The sequence below is a fragment of the Ruegeria sp. AWH4_226 genome (assembly GCF_056159225.1).
This window is the reverse complement of record NZ_JBSWUU010000001.1, coordinates 974,342-991,631: the sequence shown is the minus strand read 5'-3', so window position 1 is coordinate 991,631 and position 17,290 is coordinate 974,342. Positions and strand designations below refer to the sequence as shown.

Here is a 17,290-nt window from a genome sequence, read left to right as displayed (position 1 = left end):
CGCATGAGCGACACCACAGTCAACCTGGCGGAGTTGATCGGTTCAAGAATCTGTCACGATCTGATCAGCCCTATTGGTGCGATCACAAATGGGCTGGAACTGCTTGAGATGGTTGGCTCGATCCATGGCCCTGAGATGGATTTGATCTCGGGCAGTGTTGGCAGTGCAGGCGCGCGCATACGGTTTTTTCGGGTCGCGTTTGGTTCGGCCAGCGCTCATCCGCTGGGGCGCACCGAAGTATCAGAGTTGCTGAGGGATATCGAACGCGCAGGGCGCTTGCGCGTGAATTGGCACCTGACCGAAGCGATCCCGCGCAACCAGGTCAAACTAGTCTTCCTCGCCTTGATGTGCTGCGAAAGCGCGATGCCGTTTGGCGGCGAGGTCACAGTGGAACAAGCGGATGAAGGTTGGACGATAACCGGTTCTGCTGACAAACTGAATGTCGAGGCGGACCTGTGGAAAAACTTGCCGACGGGGCAGTTCGCAAACAAACTGACACCAGCGCAGGTGCAATTTCTTCTTCTGCCGGAGACTGCCGCTTCAATGGGGCGGCGGGTGGTGGCCGAAACCACCTCAACCCGAGTGGAGATCCGGTTTTAGGACCGTGTCGTTCCCTCTCCGCGAACAAGATATTTGAAGCTGGTCAGTTGCGCCGCTCCCACTGGACCGCGCGCATGCATCTTTCCTGTTGCGATTCCGATCTCGGCGCCCATACCAAATTCGCCACCATCGGCGAACTGCGTCGATGCGTTGTGCATCAGAATCGCGCTGTCCAGCCGCTCAAAGAACCGCGCGGCAGCGTCTGCGTCTTCCGTCATGATACAGTCGGTGTGGTTTGAGCCATATTGACGGATATGGGCAATGGCCGCGTCGATATCGGCCACGGGTTTAGCCGCAATGATACTATCGAGATATTCTTTGCCCCAATCCTCCTCGGTGGCAGCAAGCGTCCCATCGATGGCCAGATCGCCCTCGGCATGCACTTCTACACCTGCTGCGTGCAACGCGGCAATGACGTCCCTGCCCAGCGTTTTTGCCACGTCTTCGTGGATCAACAGACACTCCGCTGCACCGCAGATACCCGTACGTCGGGTTTTGGCGTTTAGGACGACATCCAGCGTTTTCTTAGGATCAGCAGCTTTGTCGATGTAGATATGCACAATGCCTTCAAGATGGGCAAAGACGGGAACGCGGGCTTCGCGCTGAACCAGGCCGACCAGTCCCTTGCCCCCGCGCGGCACGATAACGTCAACATAATCCGTTAAAGTCAAAAGCTCCTGAACGGCGGCACGGTCCCGGGTTGGGACCAACTGGATGGCATCTTCGGGCAGATTGGCGGCCTTTAGCCCCTCAACAAGACAGGCGTGAATGGCACCTGAGGAATGAAAGCTTTCCGACCCGCCCCGCAGGATCACCGCATTGCCGGATTTCAGGCACAGCGCACCTGCGTCCGCAGTGACATTTGGACGGCTTTCATAGATCACACCAATCACGCCTAAAGGAGTGCGCAGACGCTGGATGTTCAGGCCCGACGGCATATCCCACTCCGTAAGCACTTCGCCCACAGGGTCAGCTTGGTCTGCGACAGTGCGCAGCCCGTCAACCATGCCCTGAATGCGGGCCTCGTCCAACATCAAGCGATCCATCATCGCCGGGCTCAGACCTTTCTCGCGACCGAACTCAAGGTCTTTCTTGTTTGCCGCGATGATGTCGGCCCGGTTGGTCCAAACTGCATCTGCAGCAGCGATCAGCGCTGCGTGCTTACGTTCGGCACTGGCAAAGGCCAATTCCGCCGAAGCCGCCTTTGCGCGTTTTCCGAGATCGGCCATCAGTGTGGGAATGCTGTCGAAATCCTTCATCTCATGTGCCCTTTGATCATGTGCGTGGTGTTTTTTCATCGCGCTTCTACAGCGCCAAATCATCTCGGTGGATCAGGACCGCCCGTCCTGGATATCCTAGAATGGCCTCAATTTCCGAAGACTTGCGCCCCTTGATTGCGTCTGCTTCTTGCGCGGTATATCGGCTGAGACCTTGCGCCAAACGGCGGGCTACCGGATCCAGAATAGCCACCGGATCACCGCGGCCAAAATCTCCGGTCACTTCAACGATGCCAGCGGGAAGCAAACTTTTCCCATTACCAAGCGCACGGGCGGCACCGGCGTCAACCACGATTTCACCGCGTGGCTTCATCGCAGAAATCCAGCGTTTCCGCGCCGCATGCGGGTCCAACGTCGCCGTGAACCACGTGCAATTTGCCCCATTCTCAAGCGTCTTCAGAGGGTTCAGGGGCGATCCTTCGGTAATCGCCATATCACATCCTGCAGCCGTCGCCATCTTGGCCGCCAGCAGCTTGGTCTTCATCCCGCCTTTGGACAAGCCCGATCCGGCGTCCCCTGCCATATTTTCAATCTCCGGGGTGATTTTTTCGATCACGTCGAAACGTGTGGCCGAACTGTCCTCATTCGGATTTCCAGTATAGAATCCATCCACGTCTGATAACAAGATGAGCTGATCCGCGCCCACCGTGACTGCGATCTGTGCCGCCAACCGGTCATTGTCACCATAGCGGATCTCATCGGTCGCCACCGTGTCGTTTTCGTTGACAATTGGAACCACGCCCAAGCTGAGCAGTGTTTCCAGCGTCGCGCGCGAGTTCAGGTATCTGCGACGGTCGGTGCTATCTTCGAGCGTGACCAAAACTTGCCCAGTCTTGATGTTATGTGGTGTCAGTGCCTCTTCATAAGCGCGCGCCAATCGGATTTGTCCAACAGCCGCCGCGGCCTGAGATTTTTCGAGCGCCAATGTTTCCATCGGTAAACCCAGGACCCCGCGCCCCAAGGCAATTGAGCCGGAAGAAACCAGAATGACATCCGTGCCCTGCCCCTTCAGCCAAGCCACGTCTTGCGCCAAGGAATGCAGCCAGTCCGATCGCAATAAACCCGAGCTCCGATCCACCAGCAAAGCAGACCCGATTTTGACCACCAGTCGTTTGGCAGAGGTCAGGGTTGCCACGTCCTCGCCTCCTCAGCGGGCTTTTGCCGTAAGCGGTTCTCGTCAATCTGCGCGCGCAAGGCTCGCAGCACGTCGGTTACACCGAGATGGGCCACACCTGACATGGTCATCACCGGGCCGCCCACCGCCTCTTCCAATTCAGCTTTGGTAAGGTCGCGTTCTTCGTCGTCCAGCGCGTCGACCTTGTTTAGCACCGTAATCCGGGGCTTTTCGGCCAATTCGCCGCCATAGGCCTCAAGCTCGTGAATGATAGTTCGGTAGTCTTCGGCAACCGTCTGGGACGTTCCGTCAACAAGATGTAGCAGAACGGCGCAGCGTTCGACGTGGCCAAGAAACCGATCGCCGATACCCCTGCCCTCATGCGCGCCTTCGATCAGGCCGGGGATGTCGGCCACCACGAATTCGACATTGTCGACACCGACAACGCCGAGATTGGGGTGCAGGGTTGTGAAAGGATAATCGGCAATCTTCGGGCGTGCGTTCGATGTGGCGGCCAGAAAGGTCGACTTGCCCGCGTTGGGCATGCCAAGCAAGCCCACATCTGCAATCAGTTTCAGCCGCAGCCAGATCGTGCGCTCAACCCCAGCTTGCCCAGGATTGGCCCGGCGCGGTGCCTGGTTGGTGGCCGACTTAAAGTGCAGGTTTCCAAAGCCGCCATTGCCACCCTGGGCCAGCAGAAACCTCTGACCCACCTCGGTCAGATCGCAGATGACCGTTTCTTCGTCCTCGTCCAGGATCTCGGTGCCTACAGGCACGCGCAGAACGATGTCATCACCATCCTTACCTGTTCGCTGCTGCCCGCGCCCCGGCTGGCCGTTTTTGGCGAAGAAATGCTGCTGATAGCGAAAATCGATCAGGGTGTTCAGCCCATCCACGACCTCAACCCAGACCGAGCCACCTTTGCCGCCGTCCCCGCCATCGGGTCCGCCGTATTCGATGTATTTTTCGCGCCGGAAGCTGACGCAGCCGCTACCACCGGCCCCGGACCGGATGTAGACCTTTGCAAGATCGAGAAATTTCATGACTGTCCCCTACTGCAAAGGCCCCATCGGCCACAAGTCAGAGTTTTTTACTATACGTCCAGGTGGGTACATTTGCGTCGCGCGCAACGGAATAGCTTTCGGCATCGCCAAGATACTGGAACCCGCAATGTGTCAGAACACGGGCCGAGGCCGGATTATCCTGTAACACGCTGGCGAACATGGTGGCGTTCCCCAGCGGATTTGCGTTGACCAACGTCTCTACTGCCAGCGACGCAATGCCCGAGTTCCAATAAAGCGGGGCCACCCAATACCCCACTTCGGTCTGATTGCGATCTAACCGCGTCAACGAGATCAGGCCGATCAACTCGGGTCCGCCATCTTTGGTGGCATCCATCACCCATACGTCCTCTTCGCGATCCTCGGCCATGGAACGGGTCACAAAGGCCTCAATCGAGCCGGGCGGCAAGGGATGCGGGATCGACGTGGTCATACGCGCCACGCGCTCATCACCGGCATAATGTTCGATGAGACCCATATCCGACCGACGCAACGGGCGAAGGTCGAACCGTTCGGTTTCTATGACCGGCTGGTTGATGATTGTCTCCAGTTTCATCTGTGCGTTCCTCCTCCGAACACAACGTAAATTCTGACGCGAAATTAAATCTTATCTGCGCCTACATTGGATATCTGTTGCCTGACGGTCATAAGCAGCGCGTGTAACTAGGCCGTTTAAACGGACAGGTATGTAACTTGCTGAACAGGTCATCAGGGCGATACTTCAAAACTGCGTTAAAACGAGAAAGGGGACCGGCACTTTCTGCCGGTCCCCCATGAATTTTCAAAAACCTTCTGGGCTTCGGCTTACTCTGCGGCCTCCGCCACTGGCAGGACCGAAATAAAGGTGCGGTTCTTTAGTCCCTTGTGGAACTTCACGGCGCCATCAACAGTAGCAAAGATGGTGTGATCTTTGCCCATCCCTACGCCTTCGCCCGGCCAGAACTTGGTGCCGCGCTGACGCACGATGATGTTGCCTGCGATGGCTGCTTGGCCACCATACAGTTTCACGCCAAGGCGACGACCTGCTGAGTCGCGACCGTTACGGGAGGAACCGCCAGCTTTTTTATGTGCCATTCTCTCTCTCCTTAGCCTTGAGCCAGCTCTTTGGCTTGCTCAACCCATTCGGGCTTCACTTTGATGGTGTCGATAGCAGCAATCTGCTCGTCCGACAAGGCGGCCAGAGCGGCAAAGCTCTCGATACCGGCCTCATTCAGCTTTTTGGCAGCGGCGGGACCGACACCGTTCAACTGAGTCAGATCGTCAGCGGCAGCAGCGGCGGGTGCCTCTGCTTTGGCTTCTGCTTTCTTGGCAGGCTTTGCAGCCGGTGCCGCTTCGCCAGCCGGAGCAGACCCGGTTGCAGCTTTGATGCCCGACTTGTCAGCGCCCGACGACAGGATGTCGGTGATTTTGACCAGAGTCAGCTTCTGACGGTGGCCAACAGTACGCTTTGAGCTGTGCTTACGACGGCGCTTGACGAACTTGATGACCTTGTCACCTTTGATCTGTTCGATCACTTCGGCCTGAACGCCTGCGCCTTCAACGAAAGGTGCACCAACAACCGGAGCATCTCCGCCCAGCATCAGAACATCGTTGAATTGAACTTTTTCACCTGCATCGGCAGCCAGTTTTTCAACGCGGAGCACATCGCCCGCCTGAACCTTGTACTGCTTGCCGCCAGTCTTGAGGACCGCAAACATGCGTCTTTCCTTTTTCAAACCGCGTTCTGTGGTCCCCGGCTGGGTGTTTTGGCTTTCGCCACCTCGAACAGCGCGCCCTTTTCGGGCTGTGTGAAGACCCCGGGGAAGGCCCGTTGGGTCAATAATAACGATACCCGGCGCGGAGAAACCGGCCGGGATGCGCGCTTATCCATATTGTGGGAAGGAAAGTCAACAACAAATGCAGGCCTAGAGGTCTGACCCTTTGAGTACCTGTGCCACCGCCTCACCCAACTGAAAATAGATCGCATCGAACATCTGATCAAAGCTCTCAAAAAGGGCTGTATTGACGGCCTTGCCCGTCTCGGTCCGCGAAAACGCGATATTCTCGCGCATCTGCGCATCGCTCAGCGGTTTGTAGGCCAACAGGAAAAAGGAATAAAGCCAGGTGCGGGTTTCTTCGGTGGTATCGTCCTTTTGTTCAAGAAGCTGCGTCAGCAGTTCCGCTTCGTTCTGGCCTGCCCCAATGTTTAGTCCGCGGAAAAAATTGTAGTCTGCGCTTATCGAATTCTGAACGTTTTCTTCGATCAGATTGTTGACTTGAATGTATTCATCCACCAGCCGATACAAATCCGCGTCACGGTCCGCGTTTTTGTAGCTATCCTGCGCCATCTCTTCGATCGTTTCGTCCGACAACGCCACACGGGCCGATAGTTCGAGTGACACAAGGGTCTGTCCAAGCTCGCTTTCGAAGAAGAGGATTGCTTGGTCCAGCTGTTTGTCAGAAAGCGTGTCATCAAACACCTCTTCGACATACAGGCGCATTTTGTCGGCGTCATAAATCCGGGCAACCTGATCCACAAAGACCGGACCGCCCTTATTGTCCAGAAACGTCTCTTGCAGGTTTTGCCCCAGTATTTCACCTTCGTCGCGCAGGATGTCGATGACTTCGTCCAGCTGCAAAGCACGCAACAACCGGTCAACTCTTTCCTCCGCTTGCAGCGGAAAGGCTGATACGAAACACGTTAGTACGACCGCAATCAGGCGCATCAGATATCCTGAGCCGGGTGTAAGTCCGCCATCCGCGCAGCGAGATCTTCGAATTTCATCGCCATAATCTCATACTGAACGGCGTTAAGTAGCTCATAGACCTCTTGCATCAATGGCTGCTCCAGGGCGTCAGCATATGCGACAACATCCGCGTCAGAAAAATCCTGATAGGTGTAGGCTGCTCCTGCAAGCGCAGACATCTGCAACGCTTGGCGCATGCCTGTTTCGTTCTGTCGCATCATTTCGCGTAGCTCATCTGCGCTCAATTGCAGGTCGATCACGCCCGAAGCGCTGGCGGCCAGCAGAAATCGCAATTGGATTTCCTGCAGTGCGCGCAGGGCTGTCCCGCTGGAATCAATTGCCGCGTTCATGCGTTTGAGGTTTTCAACCCGGCTTGAACCCTCTTTGATAAGGTCAGCTACGATTTCCTGCCCCTCTTGTTGCTTGGCGTCTTCGTCCTCGCGCAAGTGGGATGCGTTTTCCGCCTCGACCAACCGCTGACCCAAATCCGAAGCATAAAACTCAACCGCGTGGTTCAGCGCCTCATCCCTTAGCGTTTGTTCCAAAATCGATACGGCAGTTTCATGCATGTCATCGACGTTGAACACGTCTTCGGTTAGCCGCTTCCAATCGGAACCGAACCCGTCGGGGTCGATCCCGAGCATTTGTGGCGCTGATGCGGACGACAAAGCAATGCTCTCCAAAGCCACATCAAATCCTGTTGTGGTCAGAAACGCTTCTATCCGGTCGCGCCCGGCGGCGAAGGTCTGCGCGGGCAACAAGGCGAACGTCAGAAGTATGAACGAAGTAATCAGGGCGGTGCGGCGAAGAAGATGGGTCATACCACAGAGCCTAGGTGATTTAATCCCTGTGGCAATGGAAAATCCCGTGATGATGAGATTCGGGAATTTTCTGCTTGCACCCCTGCGCGTTCCTCACTAAATCCCCCCCTCACAGACCCCCGCGGAGAGGTGCCGGAGTGGTCGAACGGGGCGGTCTCGAAAACCGTTGTGGGTGCAAGCCCACCCAGGGTTCGAATCCCTGTCTCTCCGCCACTTTTCAAAGTTATCTTTACCGGTCCAACGGCCTGCGAAGATCGGCCGCATCGCAGCCTCGGTACTGGCGGCATGAAATCGCCATGAGGTCACAAGACATCGGCGTAGCCTGGCCCAATCCCAGGGTTTTACACAATCTTCGGGATTTCTGGTGAGACAATCGCTATTTTTCAGTAGCTTTAAGGCACATTTTTCAAAGGAGAGAGTTATGTCGCGCACCCTTCTCGTAGTTGTATTTATCGCAGCAATAGGTGCCGGAGTTTACTATTTCGCAGCACAACCTGACCCCACCCCAGCTGAGCAAGTCCAGGCTGCGACTGAGGATGCAAGCGAGGCAGTCAGCGAAACGGCCGACGCTGCTGGCGAAACGGCCGACACCGTAGCTGAGGAAACTAATGAAGCCGCATCTTCCATAGTTGAACAGGCAACAGAAGCGGCGGACCAAGCCGGGCAGTCAGCAACTGATCTGGTCAACCAAGCCGGTGAGGATGTCGCTGCACTCGCCAATCAAGGTCAAGATCTGTTGAATTCGTGGATTGAGGAAGGCGCGCTAACCCTTGAAAACTTTGACTATGACGCCATCGTCGCTTCGGTTCAGGAAAGCGATCTTGCGCAGGACCTGAAAACACAAGCTATTCAAATTCTCGAAGACATACAGGCGTCGCCTGAGTTGATAGCGGCTAAGTTACAAGAGCTTCGCGACCTTTTGACGGGGCAATAAGGCGAATAGGGCTGAGCCTTTTGGCTCGGCCCCATGCTCGTGACTCAGCGACAGCTCCACTAACGTCAAGCTGCGGGTCGATTGACGTGCCACACTGCATTTGTTTGGTTGCGATCCAGCCGAGGGTAAATAGATATCTTCAAAAGCTGTACCGCTGATATCATGGTTTGCTCTGGCCGGATTTCACTGGCCGAGATGATCTTTTCAAGAATAAGGAATACGCATGACCACTCTACCCCACAGTATGTTCGCAACCGTATTGCTTCACGACGGTTTCACCGGCTCGCCCACCGGTCCGTATATCGATGATGCTGGGGACTGGCTGGCCGAGGCAGAGCTGCCCGTACCAGAACCGGGCCCCGGGCAGGTTCTGATCAAACTGCGGGCGGCTTCGGTCAACCCGTCCGATATTCATTTCATCAAGGGTGAGTATGGACAACCACGCGTCAAAGGCGCTGCTGCTGGGTTTGAAGGCTGCGGCGATGTTGTGGCCACCGGAAAAGGGGCCGAAGCGCTGCAGGATCAACGCGTCGCCTTTGTTACCGCAGGTTCCGGTGCATGGGCAGAATACGTGTTGGCCCCGGCAATCATGTGCATTCCCCTACGCCCCGAGATTTCCGACGAAGACGGTGCTGCACAGATCGTGAACCCGCTGACGGCAATGGCGATGGTCGATATAGCGCGCGCATCCGGGGATGCGTTCGTTCTTTCCGCGGCCACCAGTCAATTGGGAAAACTGATGTGCAGCCTTGGCCGCGATCTTGGCCTGAAGCCAATTGCACTGGTCCGGCGACCGGAAACGGTGGAAGCGTTGAAAGAACTTGGCGCGGCAGAAGTGCTAGTGACAACGCACCCCAACATTTTGCAGGACTTCAGCCAGATTTGCAAAGAACTGAAGCCCCGTGTTTTTCTGGATGCCGTGGTTGATCAACTGTCTGAACAGGTGTTCTGCGCCATGCCCAACCAAGCGCGCTGGATCTGCTATGGAAAACTCAGCGCTGAAGCGCCGACCCTGACCCAGAGTGGACAATTGATCTTTATGGGAAAGCAGATCGAAGGGTTCTGGCTGACCAACTGGGTTACATCCACGCCGCCGGAAGATCAGGCGCGCGTGGTAGCCGAGGTGCAAGCCCGCTTTGCGGATGGACGATGGAAAACAGATGTTTCGGAACGGCTCGCGCTGAAATCTTTGGTGCCGAATCTCGCGTCTGCGCTGAAAAAGAGCGGTGGGAAGGTGATTATCACACCTTAGCAGAACCATCCCAATACCGGCACAGAGGTTGTGACCCGCACACGGCGATAACCGCAAGCAAGCGGGATAAGCATGACAATCGCCCGTAGGATCACAAAAACCAGGGTTTGTTGGTCGCGCACAAATCAAAAAAAACGGCCGCAATTTCTTGCGACCGTTTGAAATTCGAAACCCGTTGCGATTAACGCTTCGAGAACTGGAACGAACGACGGGCTTTGCGCTTACCGTATTTCTTACGTTCCACAACGCGGCTGTCGCGGGTCAGGAAGCCAGCGGCTTTCAGTGCGCCACGCAGGCTGGGATCGTACAGTTGCAGCGCTTTCGAGATGCCGTGCTTCACCGCACCGGCCTGACCGGTCAGGCCACCGCCTTTGACGGTTGCAACAACGTCGAACTCACCTTCTACACCGGCAACCTGGAACGGTTGGCGCAGGATCAGCTGCAGAACGGGACGAGCAAAATACTTGTCCTGATCCTTGCCGTTCACGGTGACCTTGCCGGAACCCGGCTTGATCCAAACGCGGGCAACAGCGTCTTTACGCTTGCCGGTGGCGTAGGAGCGGCCCAGTTCGTCACGTACGGGTTCACGCACGATGACTTCTTCGGCCACGGTTTCAACGCCTGCGACGGCGCTCAGCTCTTCGAGAGTATTGATCTGATCAGCCATCGGTCATTAGCTCCGGGTGTTTTTCTTGTTCATGGACTTTACGTCCAGAACTTCGGGCGCTTGCGCCTCATGAGGATGCTCGGCACCGGCGTAAACGCGCAGGTTGGTCATCTGCTGACGTGCCAGACGGTTGCCCGGCAGCATGCGCTTGACCGCTTGGGTCACGACGCGCTCGGGGTGTGCGCCCTCGAGGATCTGCTGCTTGGTGCGCGACTTGATGCCGCCCGGGTGGCCCGTGTGCCAGTAGAAGTTTTCTTCGCGCTTCTTGCCGGTCATCTGGATTTTGTCAGCGTTGATCACGATGACGTTGTCGCCCATGTCCATATTCGGGGTGAACGACGCTTTGTGCTTGCCACGCAGGCGCATGGCGACGATCGAAGCAAGACGGCCCAGAACAACGCCCTCGGCGTCGATCAGGATCCATTTCTTGTCGATGTCTGCAGGAGTTGCAGAAAAGGTTTTCATGGCAGGATAGTCCTGTTTGATGTGAAAGACCGCCCCACGACAGAGCGGCCCGAATTCGATGAAGCGTATTTAGAGGCGTGCGCGATGCAGGTCAATAACGTTTGACGCTTTAAAAATGTTCTATTTCAATAGCTTACAAAATAGGTATCATTTTACCCCAAAATCAGACACTGATTTGCTCTGGCGGATTATCCAGCAACTTACGCAGTCGCTGCATCGCGTCTTCGAAACGGTCCAGCGATACATGCCCGTTCATCGCGATGCGTACTGCATTTGGCGCGCGCCCGTCACGAAGGGCGAACTCATCGGCTGAACGTAGTTGAATCCCTTCACGCTCGGCTGCACGGCTGAAGGCGGCAGCGCGCCAACCGGATGGTAAATGAAGCCAAACAAAAGGAACATCCGGCGCCCAGTTGAGTTCAAATCCTCCCAAAGCATTGACCGCGACACGGACGTATTCCCCCATCTTTGCACGAACGTCCTTTGCTATCTGGCGCGTTCTGGGGTCGGACAGCAACAGGCGGGTCAGCTCAGCCAGCGGTTGGGCCAGTCCGAAATACCCATATTCGGCGGAACGCCGCAAATCTCCACTTCTTTCCCGCGGCGCGATGGCGAAACCGACCCGCAACGCTGGTGTCAGTGTTTTTGAGATTGATGTCACATGCCACCCCCGCTCGGGCGCAAGGGCGCGATAGCTCGGCGCGCGCGCGGCGCCCATGCGGTAACAATCATCCTCGACAATCTGCAGGTCAAAGCGGCGGGCCACTTCCACAATTTCTTGTCGACGTTCAAGTGGCGTGTGCACCCCTGTGGGGTTCTGCACTTCTGGTGAAACGCAGACGGCTTGCGCCTGAGTTTGGCGAAGAACGCGCTCCATATCGGTCGGATCAATGCCCCATTTATCCATTTTCACACCGACAACATCAGCCCGCATCAACTCACCGGCCCGGCGGAATCCGGCATACGACAGATCTTCGATCAGAATCAGGGGCTTGGGGCCGTGCAAAATGGTCTGAAAGACAAGGCACAGCCCGTTCTGACCGCCGTGGGTCAGAACGATGTCGTCATGCGAGAGCGCACCCAGAGGAAGGTCTGACAGCCAGTCAACCACGATCTGCCGCATCGGTTGATAAGCGTCTCGGGTTGGATAGTTCAGGAATAGGCCAGGATCAGCTTTGGATACCTTTTGCAAGCACTCGCGGATCAAGGCCACCTGCCCCACATCTGCCAGACGCGGGCTGAACAGGCTGACACTGGCGTTGTTCTTGTCATCGCGCAGGTGAAGCTGACGGGCCCAGACATCATCCAAGACCGGAGATTTTGGCGGAGCCACGAATGTACCACGCCCTACCTCAGCTTGTAGCAATCCTTCGTCCGTCAGAATGGTATAAGCCCGCGCGACAGTTCCCGGAGTGATCTTCAACCGATACGCCAACTCTCGCACCGGAGGAAGTTTTGCTCCGACCTCCAGCATCTTGTTATCAATGGCCTTCCGGATGGTGTCAGCGACCAGTGTGTATTTTGGTCCCTTAGATGCCGGCAGTGCTTCGGGCCAAATTGTATCCATTACAATTCTTCCTTTGCTTTTGACACAATCCTGAATGTATCACCACAATGTACTTAGCATATTAGCTTTGTGTCAATACAATTTTGAAAGGATACCCGATATGACACGCGCAATGCACAACCCCGCCCTCATGCTGCTGAACGACAGTCCTCGACTGCCGCTGATCGCCGCGCTGGCCGTGCGGTTTGCTGCGATTGTCACAACATGGGAACGTCAACGCCGCACGCGGATCAATTTGTCCAAACTGGATGACAGACTTTTGAAGGATGTTGGCCTGACACGGCATGAAGCACGCAAGGAATACACCCGGCCATTCTGGCAGGGCTGAGTTTCCCCAGTCCCACGATGGGACCTCTTCCTGGCCGGGCAATGCCCGGCCTTTTTTTATCCAAACGCAGCCGCGGCCGATCCTTCAGGCGGAAGCGAATACGTCATAGTGGCCCGCGCGACAGGCTTGTCGGACCCTTCGGAAAACATAAGCACGTCCCCAACGGCAAGACTGCGACCAAGTTTCAGCATGCGGCAATGGGCGATCATATCCTTGCCACCCAAGGGTTTACGCAGAAAATCTAAAGAACTGTTGGTCGTTACAGCCAGAGAAAGTCGTCCTTTGCGCGCAAGGATCAACGCATACACGCTCACATCAGCCAAACCGAACATAGACGGGCCCGACACTGTCCCCCCTGGCCTCAGATGTCTGTCTTCGACAACCAGCCGCATCACGATCGAGTCTTCATGGAGCTCTTCAATGACAAAATCCCGATGCACCTGCGGAAATATCTGCGCCATATATTCCGACAGATCGTTCCGACTCATTGCCAATGACATGCTTTCCCTCCTCGACTTGCCGACCTAGAGTTGGCCAACATCGCAACGGAGAGCAAGATGGCAATTCTGGAACGTAACGACACTGGCGCGGTCGCCACCCTTAAGCTGAACGCGCCTGACCGGTTGAATGCGCTGAGCGACGAAATGCTTGCCGCTCTTCAGGCCGAGTTTGACGCTCTCAGCGGTGATTCCTCTGTACGGGCAGTGATCATAAAAGGGGAAGGTAAGGCGTTCTGCGCAGGCCATGACCTTAAACAAATGACAGCAGGTCGTCAGGCCGAGGACGGTGGCAAGGCCTATTTTCAGGATTTGTTCGGCAGATGCGCACGCATGATGCTGTCGATTCGATCCCTGCCCCAGCCGGTCATCGCGCAGGTCCATGGCATCGCGACGGCTGCGGGATGCCAATTGGTCGCCACGTGTGATCTGGCAGTTGCCGCCGAAGGGACGCGGTTTGGTGTGAATGGCGTGAATATCGGCCTGTTCTGTTCGACCCCAATGGTTGCGCTCAGTCGCAACATTCCTCGCAAACGAGCGTTCGAGATGTTGACAACTGGTGAGTTCATTTCAGCCGAAACTGCCGCGGAATTGGGCTTGGTCAATCGTGTCGTGCCGGAAATGCTGCTGGAGCATGAAACTGCGACGCTTGCAAGTCAGCTTGCGGACAAGCTGGGTTCCGCCGTCAAGATCGGGAAGCAGGCCTTTTATCAGCAGTTAGAAATGCCGATTGAACAAGCCTACGATTACACCGGAGACGTAATGGCTCAGAATATGCTGCACCGTGATACCGAAGAAGGCATTTCTGCATTTATCGAAAAAAGGCCGCCAAACTGGCATCAATAAGGCGATTATTGTCAACAATTTTTAGCATTGTTCGCAATTTAGCACTTTTCAAAAGGGCGACACTGTGGCAATGCTGGGACAGAGCTTAGGCTCTGGAGACACTTTTGGGTCGCCGTGGGCGGAAGGTCCCTCCAAGCTGGTTTCTCTCACCGGCATCGACATTCCCGCAGCGGCGACCCCAAGATCCCTTAAAATACTAGCGCTATTTGGTCTGTGTTGCGTTGTGCTTTGCACTGCCCTATGTGGCAGCGCATGACACAGAAATTGCATATCGTGGGCGGCGGCATGGCCGGGTCCGAGGCCGCTTGGCAGGCGGCGGAAATGGGCGTTGACGTGGTGATCCATGAGATGCGGCCCAAAGTGGGCACTTTTGCACACCAAACCAGCAACCTGGCTGAGATGGTATGCTCAAACTCATTCCGATCCGATGATGACGAACAGAATGCAGTTGGTTTGTTGCATTGGGAAATGCGGGCAGCAAATGGCTTGATCATGACGACAGCCGATGCGCACCGTCTTCCCGCTGGTGGCGCGCTGGCCGTTGATCGTGATCCCTTCGCCGAAGCCGTCACCGCGAAACTGCGCAGCCATCCGAGAATTGAGGTCACTGGCGACGAGGTGACCGCCCTGCCCGACGAAGGTCATTGGATTTTCGCAACCGGCCCTTTGACCTCAGCTGGGTTGGGTGAAGCTATTCGTGCCGAGACCGGCGCAGAGTCCCTGGCCTTCTTCGACGCAATCGCCCCCATCGTATATGCCGATAGCATCGATATGAGCAAAGCATGGATGCAATCGCGCTATGACAAGGGTGAAACCGAGGAAGAACGGACCGCCTATCTGAACTGTCCGATGGACAAGGATCAGTATGAGGCGTTCATTGATGCGTTGCTGGCCGCCGACAAGACCGAATTCCACGAGGGCGAGACCGCTGGCTACTTTGACGGTTGTCTGCCGATCGAAGTGATGTCCGAGCGTGGCCGCGAAACGCTGCGACATGGGCCGATGAAGCCGGTTGGCCTGACCAACCCGCACCAGCCGGACGTCAAACCGCATGCCGTGGTACAGTTGCGCCGCGACAACGCTCTTGGGACGTTGTTCAATATCGTGGGCTTTCAAACCAAGATGAAATACGGCGCGCAGACCGAGGTGTTCCGCATGATCCCCGGTTTGGAAAACGCCAGTTTTGCGCGGCTTGGCGGGATTCATCGCAATACGTTCATCAACTCGCCCACGCTTCTGGACGCGCAGATGCGTTTGAAGTCCAAGCCGAATATTCGGTTTGCCGGGCAGATCACAGGGGTTGAGGGCTATGTCGAAAGCGCGGCGATGGGTCTTTTGGCTGGCCGACTGGCCGCGGCCGAAATTCTGGGGCTGAACCTGCCCGAAATACCAAAAGACAGCGCGATGGGCGCCCTGATCCACCATATTACCGGCGGAGCTGAGGCCAAGACTTTTCAACCCATGAATGTCAACTTTGGTCTATTCCGTCCGGTGGACGGCTTGAAAGGTGGACGTCGCGGTCGCAAGGACCGCTACAAGGCCTATACAGACCGGGCCAAAGCCGAGTGGACGCGCTGGTTGGGGTAAAGCTGACTGGACGCACCGGGTCTATCGCGCTTAACATCAGTCTATGAGCGATAAGTATCTCAAGGACGCCTACGGCCTGGACACTCCGCAAGCCACGCACGCACATTATCAGAAATGGGCATCGTCGTATGATTCCGAGGTGGCCGCTCAAGGCTATGCAACTCCCGGTCGCGTGGCCGAGGCATTGTGGTCAAAACTGCCTCAGCCGCAGACGCCCATTCTGGACTATGGATGCGGAACTGGCCTGTCAGGTGTAGCCTTAAGCGCAGTAGGTTTTGAGGTTATTGACGGCGTTGATCCATCCCCCAAGATGTTGGAGGGTGCGGCGGCCAAAAGCGTTTATCGCAAGCTCTCATCTTTCGAGATCACGGATCCGAACCCTCTGGATCAAGGTGCTTACAAGGCAATTGCTGCAATTGGCGTAATCAGCACTGGGGCTGCGCCACCCGCGGTTTTTGATGTGTTGATGCGCGCCCTGCCAAAAGATGGACTGCTGGCGTTTTCCTTTAATGATCATACGCTTGACGACATTTCTTACACATCGCGCCTAAATGACTGGCTGGACACAGGCGCGGCACGTTTGCTATTTCGCGAGTATGGTCCGCACCTTCCGGGGATGGACCTTAAGTCTGACGTATATGTTGTTCAAAAAGCGTGACATTTAGAACTCGATTTGCGCCTTCACCAAGTGGCCCTTTGCATTTGGGACATGCTTATTCAGCGCTATTGGCCCATGATCTGGCAGTGGCGGAGAACGGTCAATTCCTTCTGAGGATCGAAGATATTGACCGAGCGCGTTCTCGTTTAAGCTGGGAAGATCAAATCTACAGAGATTTGCGCTGGATCGGTCTCAACTGGCCTGAACCCGTAATGCGGCAATCCGACCGATTGGACGTCTATACCACAGCGCTGGACAGGTTATGGGCCCGTGGCCTGCTTTACCCGTGTACGTGCAACCGGAAAGACATTGCTGCCGCGGCCAGTGCGCCGCAAGAAGGCCGTCCGCTTCATGGGCCGGATGGCATCATTTATCCGGGTACGTGCCGAGATAAATTCCGACCATCCGCAGCAGAGGGACCGCGTCCGAAGGACATTCCGCTTCGCTTGAATATGGCGGCTGCTTGCCGTGCGCTTAACGGATCAGACGATCCTGGCGCTCAGATCGGTTCTTTTCTGGAAACTGGTGCCGGACCAGATGGTGAGACAGGATCGATCGCGTTCACGATGAAAGAGTTGACGAGCACGATCGGAGATGTGGTTCTGTCGCGTCGTGACATGGGAACATCCTACCACTTGTCAGTAGTTCTGGATGACGCCGCGCAACAGATTACCCATGTCGTGCGCGGACAGGACCTGTTCGAGGCCACGAGAATTCATGTCGTTTTGCAGCGCCTGCTGGGATTGCCAACACCAACGTACCGTCATCACAGGTTGATCTGCGACGAGGTCGGTAAACGGTTGGCTAAACGCGATGACGCGCGCGCGCTTTCAAAATACCGTGCGGACGGTGCCACCGCAGAGGATATCCGGGCCTTGGTCGGTTTGTGA

General features: G+C 56.1%; 20 protein-coding genes and 1 tRNA gene. 9 read left to right on the top strand and 12 right to left on the bottom strand.

Annotated features, from left to right (window positions below):
- Positions 1–3: 3 nt before the first annotated feature.
- Positions 4–600, top strand: coding sequence for a histidine phosphotransferase family protein (locus ACXAET_RS04785; protein ID WP_475181898.1), 597 nt, complete (start codon positions 4–6; stop codon positions 598–600).
- Here the strand turns inward: ACXAET_RS04785 and ACXAET_RS04780 are convergent.
- The 8 genes from ACXAET_RS04780 to ACXAET_RS04745 form a co-directional block, all read right to left on the bottom strand.
- On the bottom strand, positions 597–1,859 hold the full coding sequence (locus ACXAET_RS04780) for a glutamate-5-semialdehyde dehydrogenase (protein ID WP_475187095.1): 1,263 nt from the start codon (positions 1,857–1,859) through the stop codon (positions 597–599). The two genes, ACXAET_RS04785 and ACXAET_RS04780, sit on opposite strands and share 4 nt — an antisense overlap.
- Before the next feature lie 46 nt (positions 1,860–1,905).
- On the bottom strand, positions 1,906–3,012 hold the full coding sequence (gene proB / locus ACXAET_RS04775) for a glutamate 5-kinase (protein ID WP_475181895.1): 1,107 nt from the start codon (positions 3,010–3,012) through the stop codon (positions 1,906–1,908).
- Positions 3,000–4,034: a GTPase ObgE gene (gene obgE / locus ACXAET_RS04770; RefSeq protein WP_475181892.1), complete on the bottom strand. Its 1,035-nt coding sequence runs from the start codon at positions 4,032–4,034 to the stop codon at positions 3,000–3,002. Before obgE ends, proB begins: the two co-directional genes overlap by 13 nt.
- A gap of 37 nt (positions 4,035–4,071) precedes the next feature.
- Positions 4,072–4,608 (bottom strand): GNAT family N-acetyltransferase, encoded by a 537-nt coding sequence (locus ACXAET_RS04765; protein WP_475181891.1) that lies wholly within the window; start codon positions 4,606–4,608, stop codon positions 4,072–4,074.
- Between the two features lie 248 nt (positions 4,609–4,856).
- A complete protein-coding gene (gene rpmA / locus ACXAET_RS04760) occupies positions 4,857–5,126 on the bottom strand; it encodes a 50S ribosomal protein L27 (RefSeq protein WP_010440093.1) in 270 nt (89 codons plus the stop codon).
- Between the two features lie 11 nt (positions 5,127–5,137).
- Positions 5,138–5,749, bottom strand: a complete 612-nt coding sequence (locus ACXAET_RS04755) for a 50S ribosomal protein L21 (RefSeq protein WP_475181887.1) — start codon at positions 5,747–5,749, stop codon at positions 5,138–5,140.
- A 207-nt stretch (positions 5,750–5,956) separates the two neighbouring features.
- A complete protein-coding gene (locus ACXAET_RS04750; protein ID WP_475181884.1) occupies positions 5,957–6,757 on the bottom strand; it encodes a DUF2059 domain-containing protein in 801 nt (266 codons plus the stop codon).
- Positions 6,757–7,599 carry a DUF2059 domain-containing protein gene (locus tag ACXAET_RS04745; protein ID WP_475181880.1) on the bottom strand — a complete coding sequence of 281 codons (843 nt, stop codon included), beginning with the start codon at positions 7,597–7,599 and terminating at the stop codon, positions 6,757–6,759. The genes ACXAET_RS04750 and ACXAET_RS04745 overlap by 1 nt, the downstream gene beginning before the upstream one ends.
- Positions 7,600–7,722: 123 nt before the next feature.
- Between ACXAET_RS04745 and ACXAET_RS04740 the strand changes: the two genes are divergently transcribed.
- The 3 genes from ACXAET_RS04740 to ACXAET_RS04730 all read left to right on the top strand — a co-directional run bounded on the left by ACXAET_RS04740 (position 7,723) and on the right by ACXAET_RS04730 (position 9,785).
- Positions 7,723–7,812: transfer RNA gene (locus ACXAET_RS04740), tRNA-Ser, on the top strand.
- Between the two features lie 208 nt (positions 7,813–8,020).
- Positions 8,021–8,533, top strand: coding sequence for a hypothetical protein (locus ACXAET_RS04735; RefSeq protein ID WP_475181878.1), 513 nt, complete (start codon positions 8,021–8,023; stop codon positions 8,531–8,533).
- 223 nt (positions 8,534–8,756) lie between these two features.
- Positions 8,757–9,785 carry an alcohol dehydrogenase catalytic domain-containing protein gene (locus tag ACXAET_RS04730; protein WP_475181874.1) on the top strand — a complete coding sequence of 343 codons (1,029 nt, stop codon included), beginning with the start codon at positions 8,757–8,759 and terminating at the stop codon, positions 9,783–9,785.
- A 181-nt stretch (positions 9,786–9,966) separates the two neighbouring features.
- Here ACXAET_RS04730 and rpsI read toward each other — a convergent pair whose 3' ends face one another.
- From rpsI to ACXAET_RS04715, 3 genes are all read right to left on the bottom strand, one after another.
- Positions 9,967–10,452 carry a 30S ribosomal protein S9 gene (gene rpsI, locus ACXAET_RS04725; protein WP_039535473.1) on the bottom strand — a complete coding sequence of 162 codons (486 nt, stop codon included), beginning with the start codon at positions 10,450–10,452 and terminating at the stop codon, positions 9,967–9,969.
- 6 nt (positions 10,453–10,458) lie between these two features.
- Positions 10,459–10,917 carry a 50S ribosomal protein L13 gene (gene rplM / locus ACXAET_RS04720; RefSeq protein ID WP_039536983.1) on the bottom strand — a complete coding sequence of 153 codons (459 nt, stop codon included), beginning with the start codon at positions 10,915–10,917 and terminating at the stop codon, positions 10,459–10,461.
- Positions 10,918–11,080: 163 nt separating this feature from the next.
- Complete coding sequence (locus ACXAET_RS04715; RefSeq protein ID WP_475181870.1) at positions 11,081–12,484, bottom strand: aminotransferase-like domain-containing protein; 1,404 nt, start codon at positions 12,482–12,484, stop codon at positions 11,081–11,083.
- Positions 12,485–12,584: 100 nt separating this feature from the next.
- Here ACXAET_RS04715 and ACXAET_RS04710 point away from each other — a divergent pair, with 100 nt between their 5' ends.
- The gene (locus tag ACXAET_RS04710; protein ID WP_475181868.1) at positions 12,585–12,812 is read left to right on the top strand and encodes a DUF1127 domain-containing protein; all 228 of its coding nucleotides are present in this window, start codon (positions 12,585–12,587) and stop codon (positions 12,810–12,812) included.
- 56 nt (positions 12,813–12,868) lie between these two features.
- Here the strand turns inward: ACXAET_RS04710 and ACXAET_RS04705 are convergent, their stop codons facing one another.
- A complete protein-coding gene (locus ACXAET_RS04705) occupies positions 12,869–13,312 on the bottom strand; it encodes a PaaI family thioesterase (RefSeq protein ID WP_475181864.1) in 444 nt (147 codons plus the stop codon).
- Between the two features lie 39 nt (positions 13,313–13,351).
- Between ACXAET_RS04705 and ACXAET_RS04700 the strand changes: the two genes are divergently transcribed.
- The 4 genes from ACXAET_RS04700 to gluQRS all read left to right on the top strand — a co-directional run bounded on the left by ACXAET_RS04700 (position 13,352) and on the right by gluQRS (position 17,290).
- Complete coding sequence (locus ACXAET_RS04700) at positions 13,352–14,155, top strand: enoyl-CoA hydratase (RefSeq protein WP_475187091.1); 804 nt, start codon at positions 13,352–13,354, stop codon at positions 14,153–14,155.
- Between the two features lie 252 nt (positions 14,156–14,407).
- A complete protein-coding gene (trmFO, locus tag ACXAET_RS04695) occupies positions 14,408–15,742 on the top strand; it encodes a methylenetetrahydrofolate--tRNA-(uracil(54)-C(5))-methyltransferase (FADH(2)-oxidizing) TrmFO (protein ID WP_475181859.1) in 1,335 nt (444 codons plus the stop codon).
- 43 nt (positions 15,743–15,785) lie between these two features.
- Positions 15,786–16,400, top strand: a complete 615-nt coding sequence (locus tag ACXAET_RS04690) for a class I SAM-dependent DNA methyltransferase (protein WP_475181856.1) — start codon at positions 15,786–15,788, stop codon at positions 16,398–16,400.
- The gene (gluQRS, locus tag ACXAET_RS04685) at positions 16,397–17,290 is read left to right on the top strand and encodes a tRNA glutamyl-Q(34) synthetase GluQRS (protein WP_475181851.1); all 894 of its coding nucleotides are present in this window, start codon (positions 16,397–16,399) and stop codon (positions 17,288–17,290) included. Before ACXAET_RS04690 ends, gluQRS begins: the two co-directional genes overlap by 4 nt.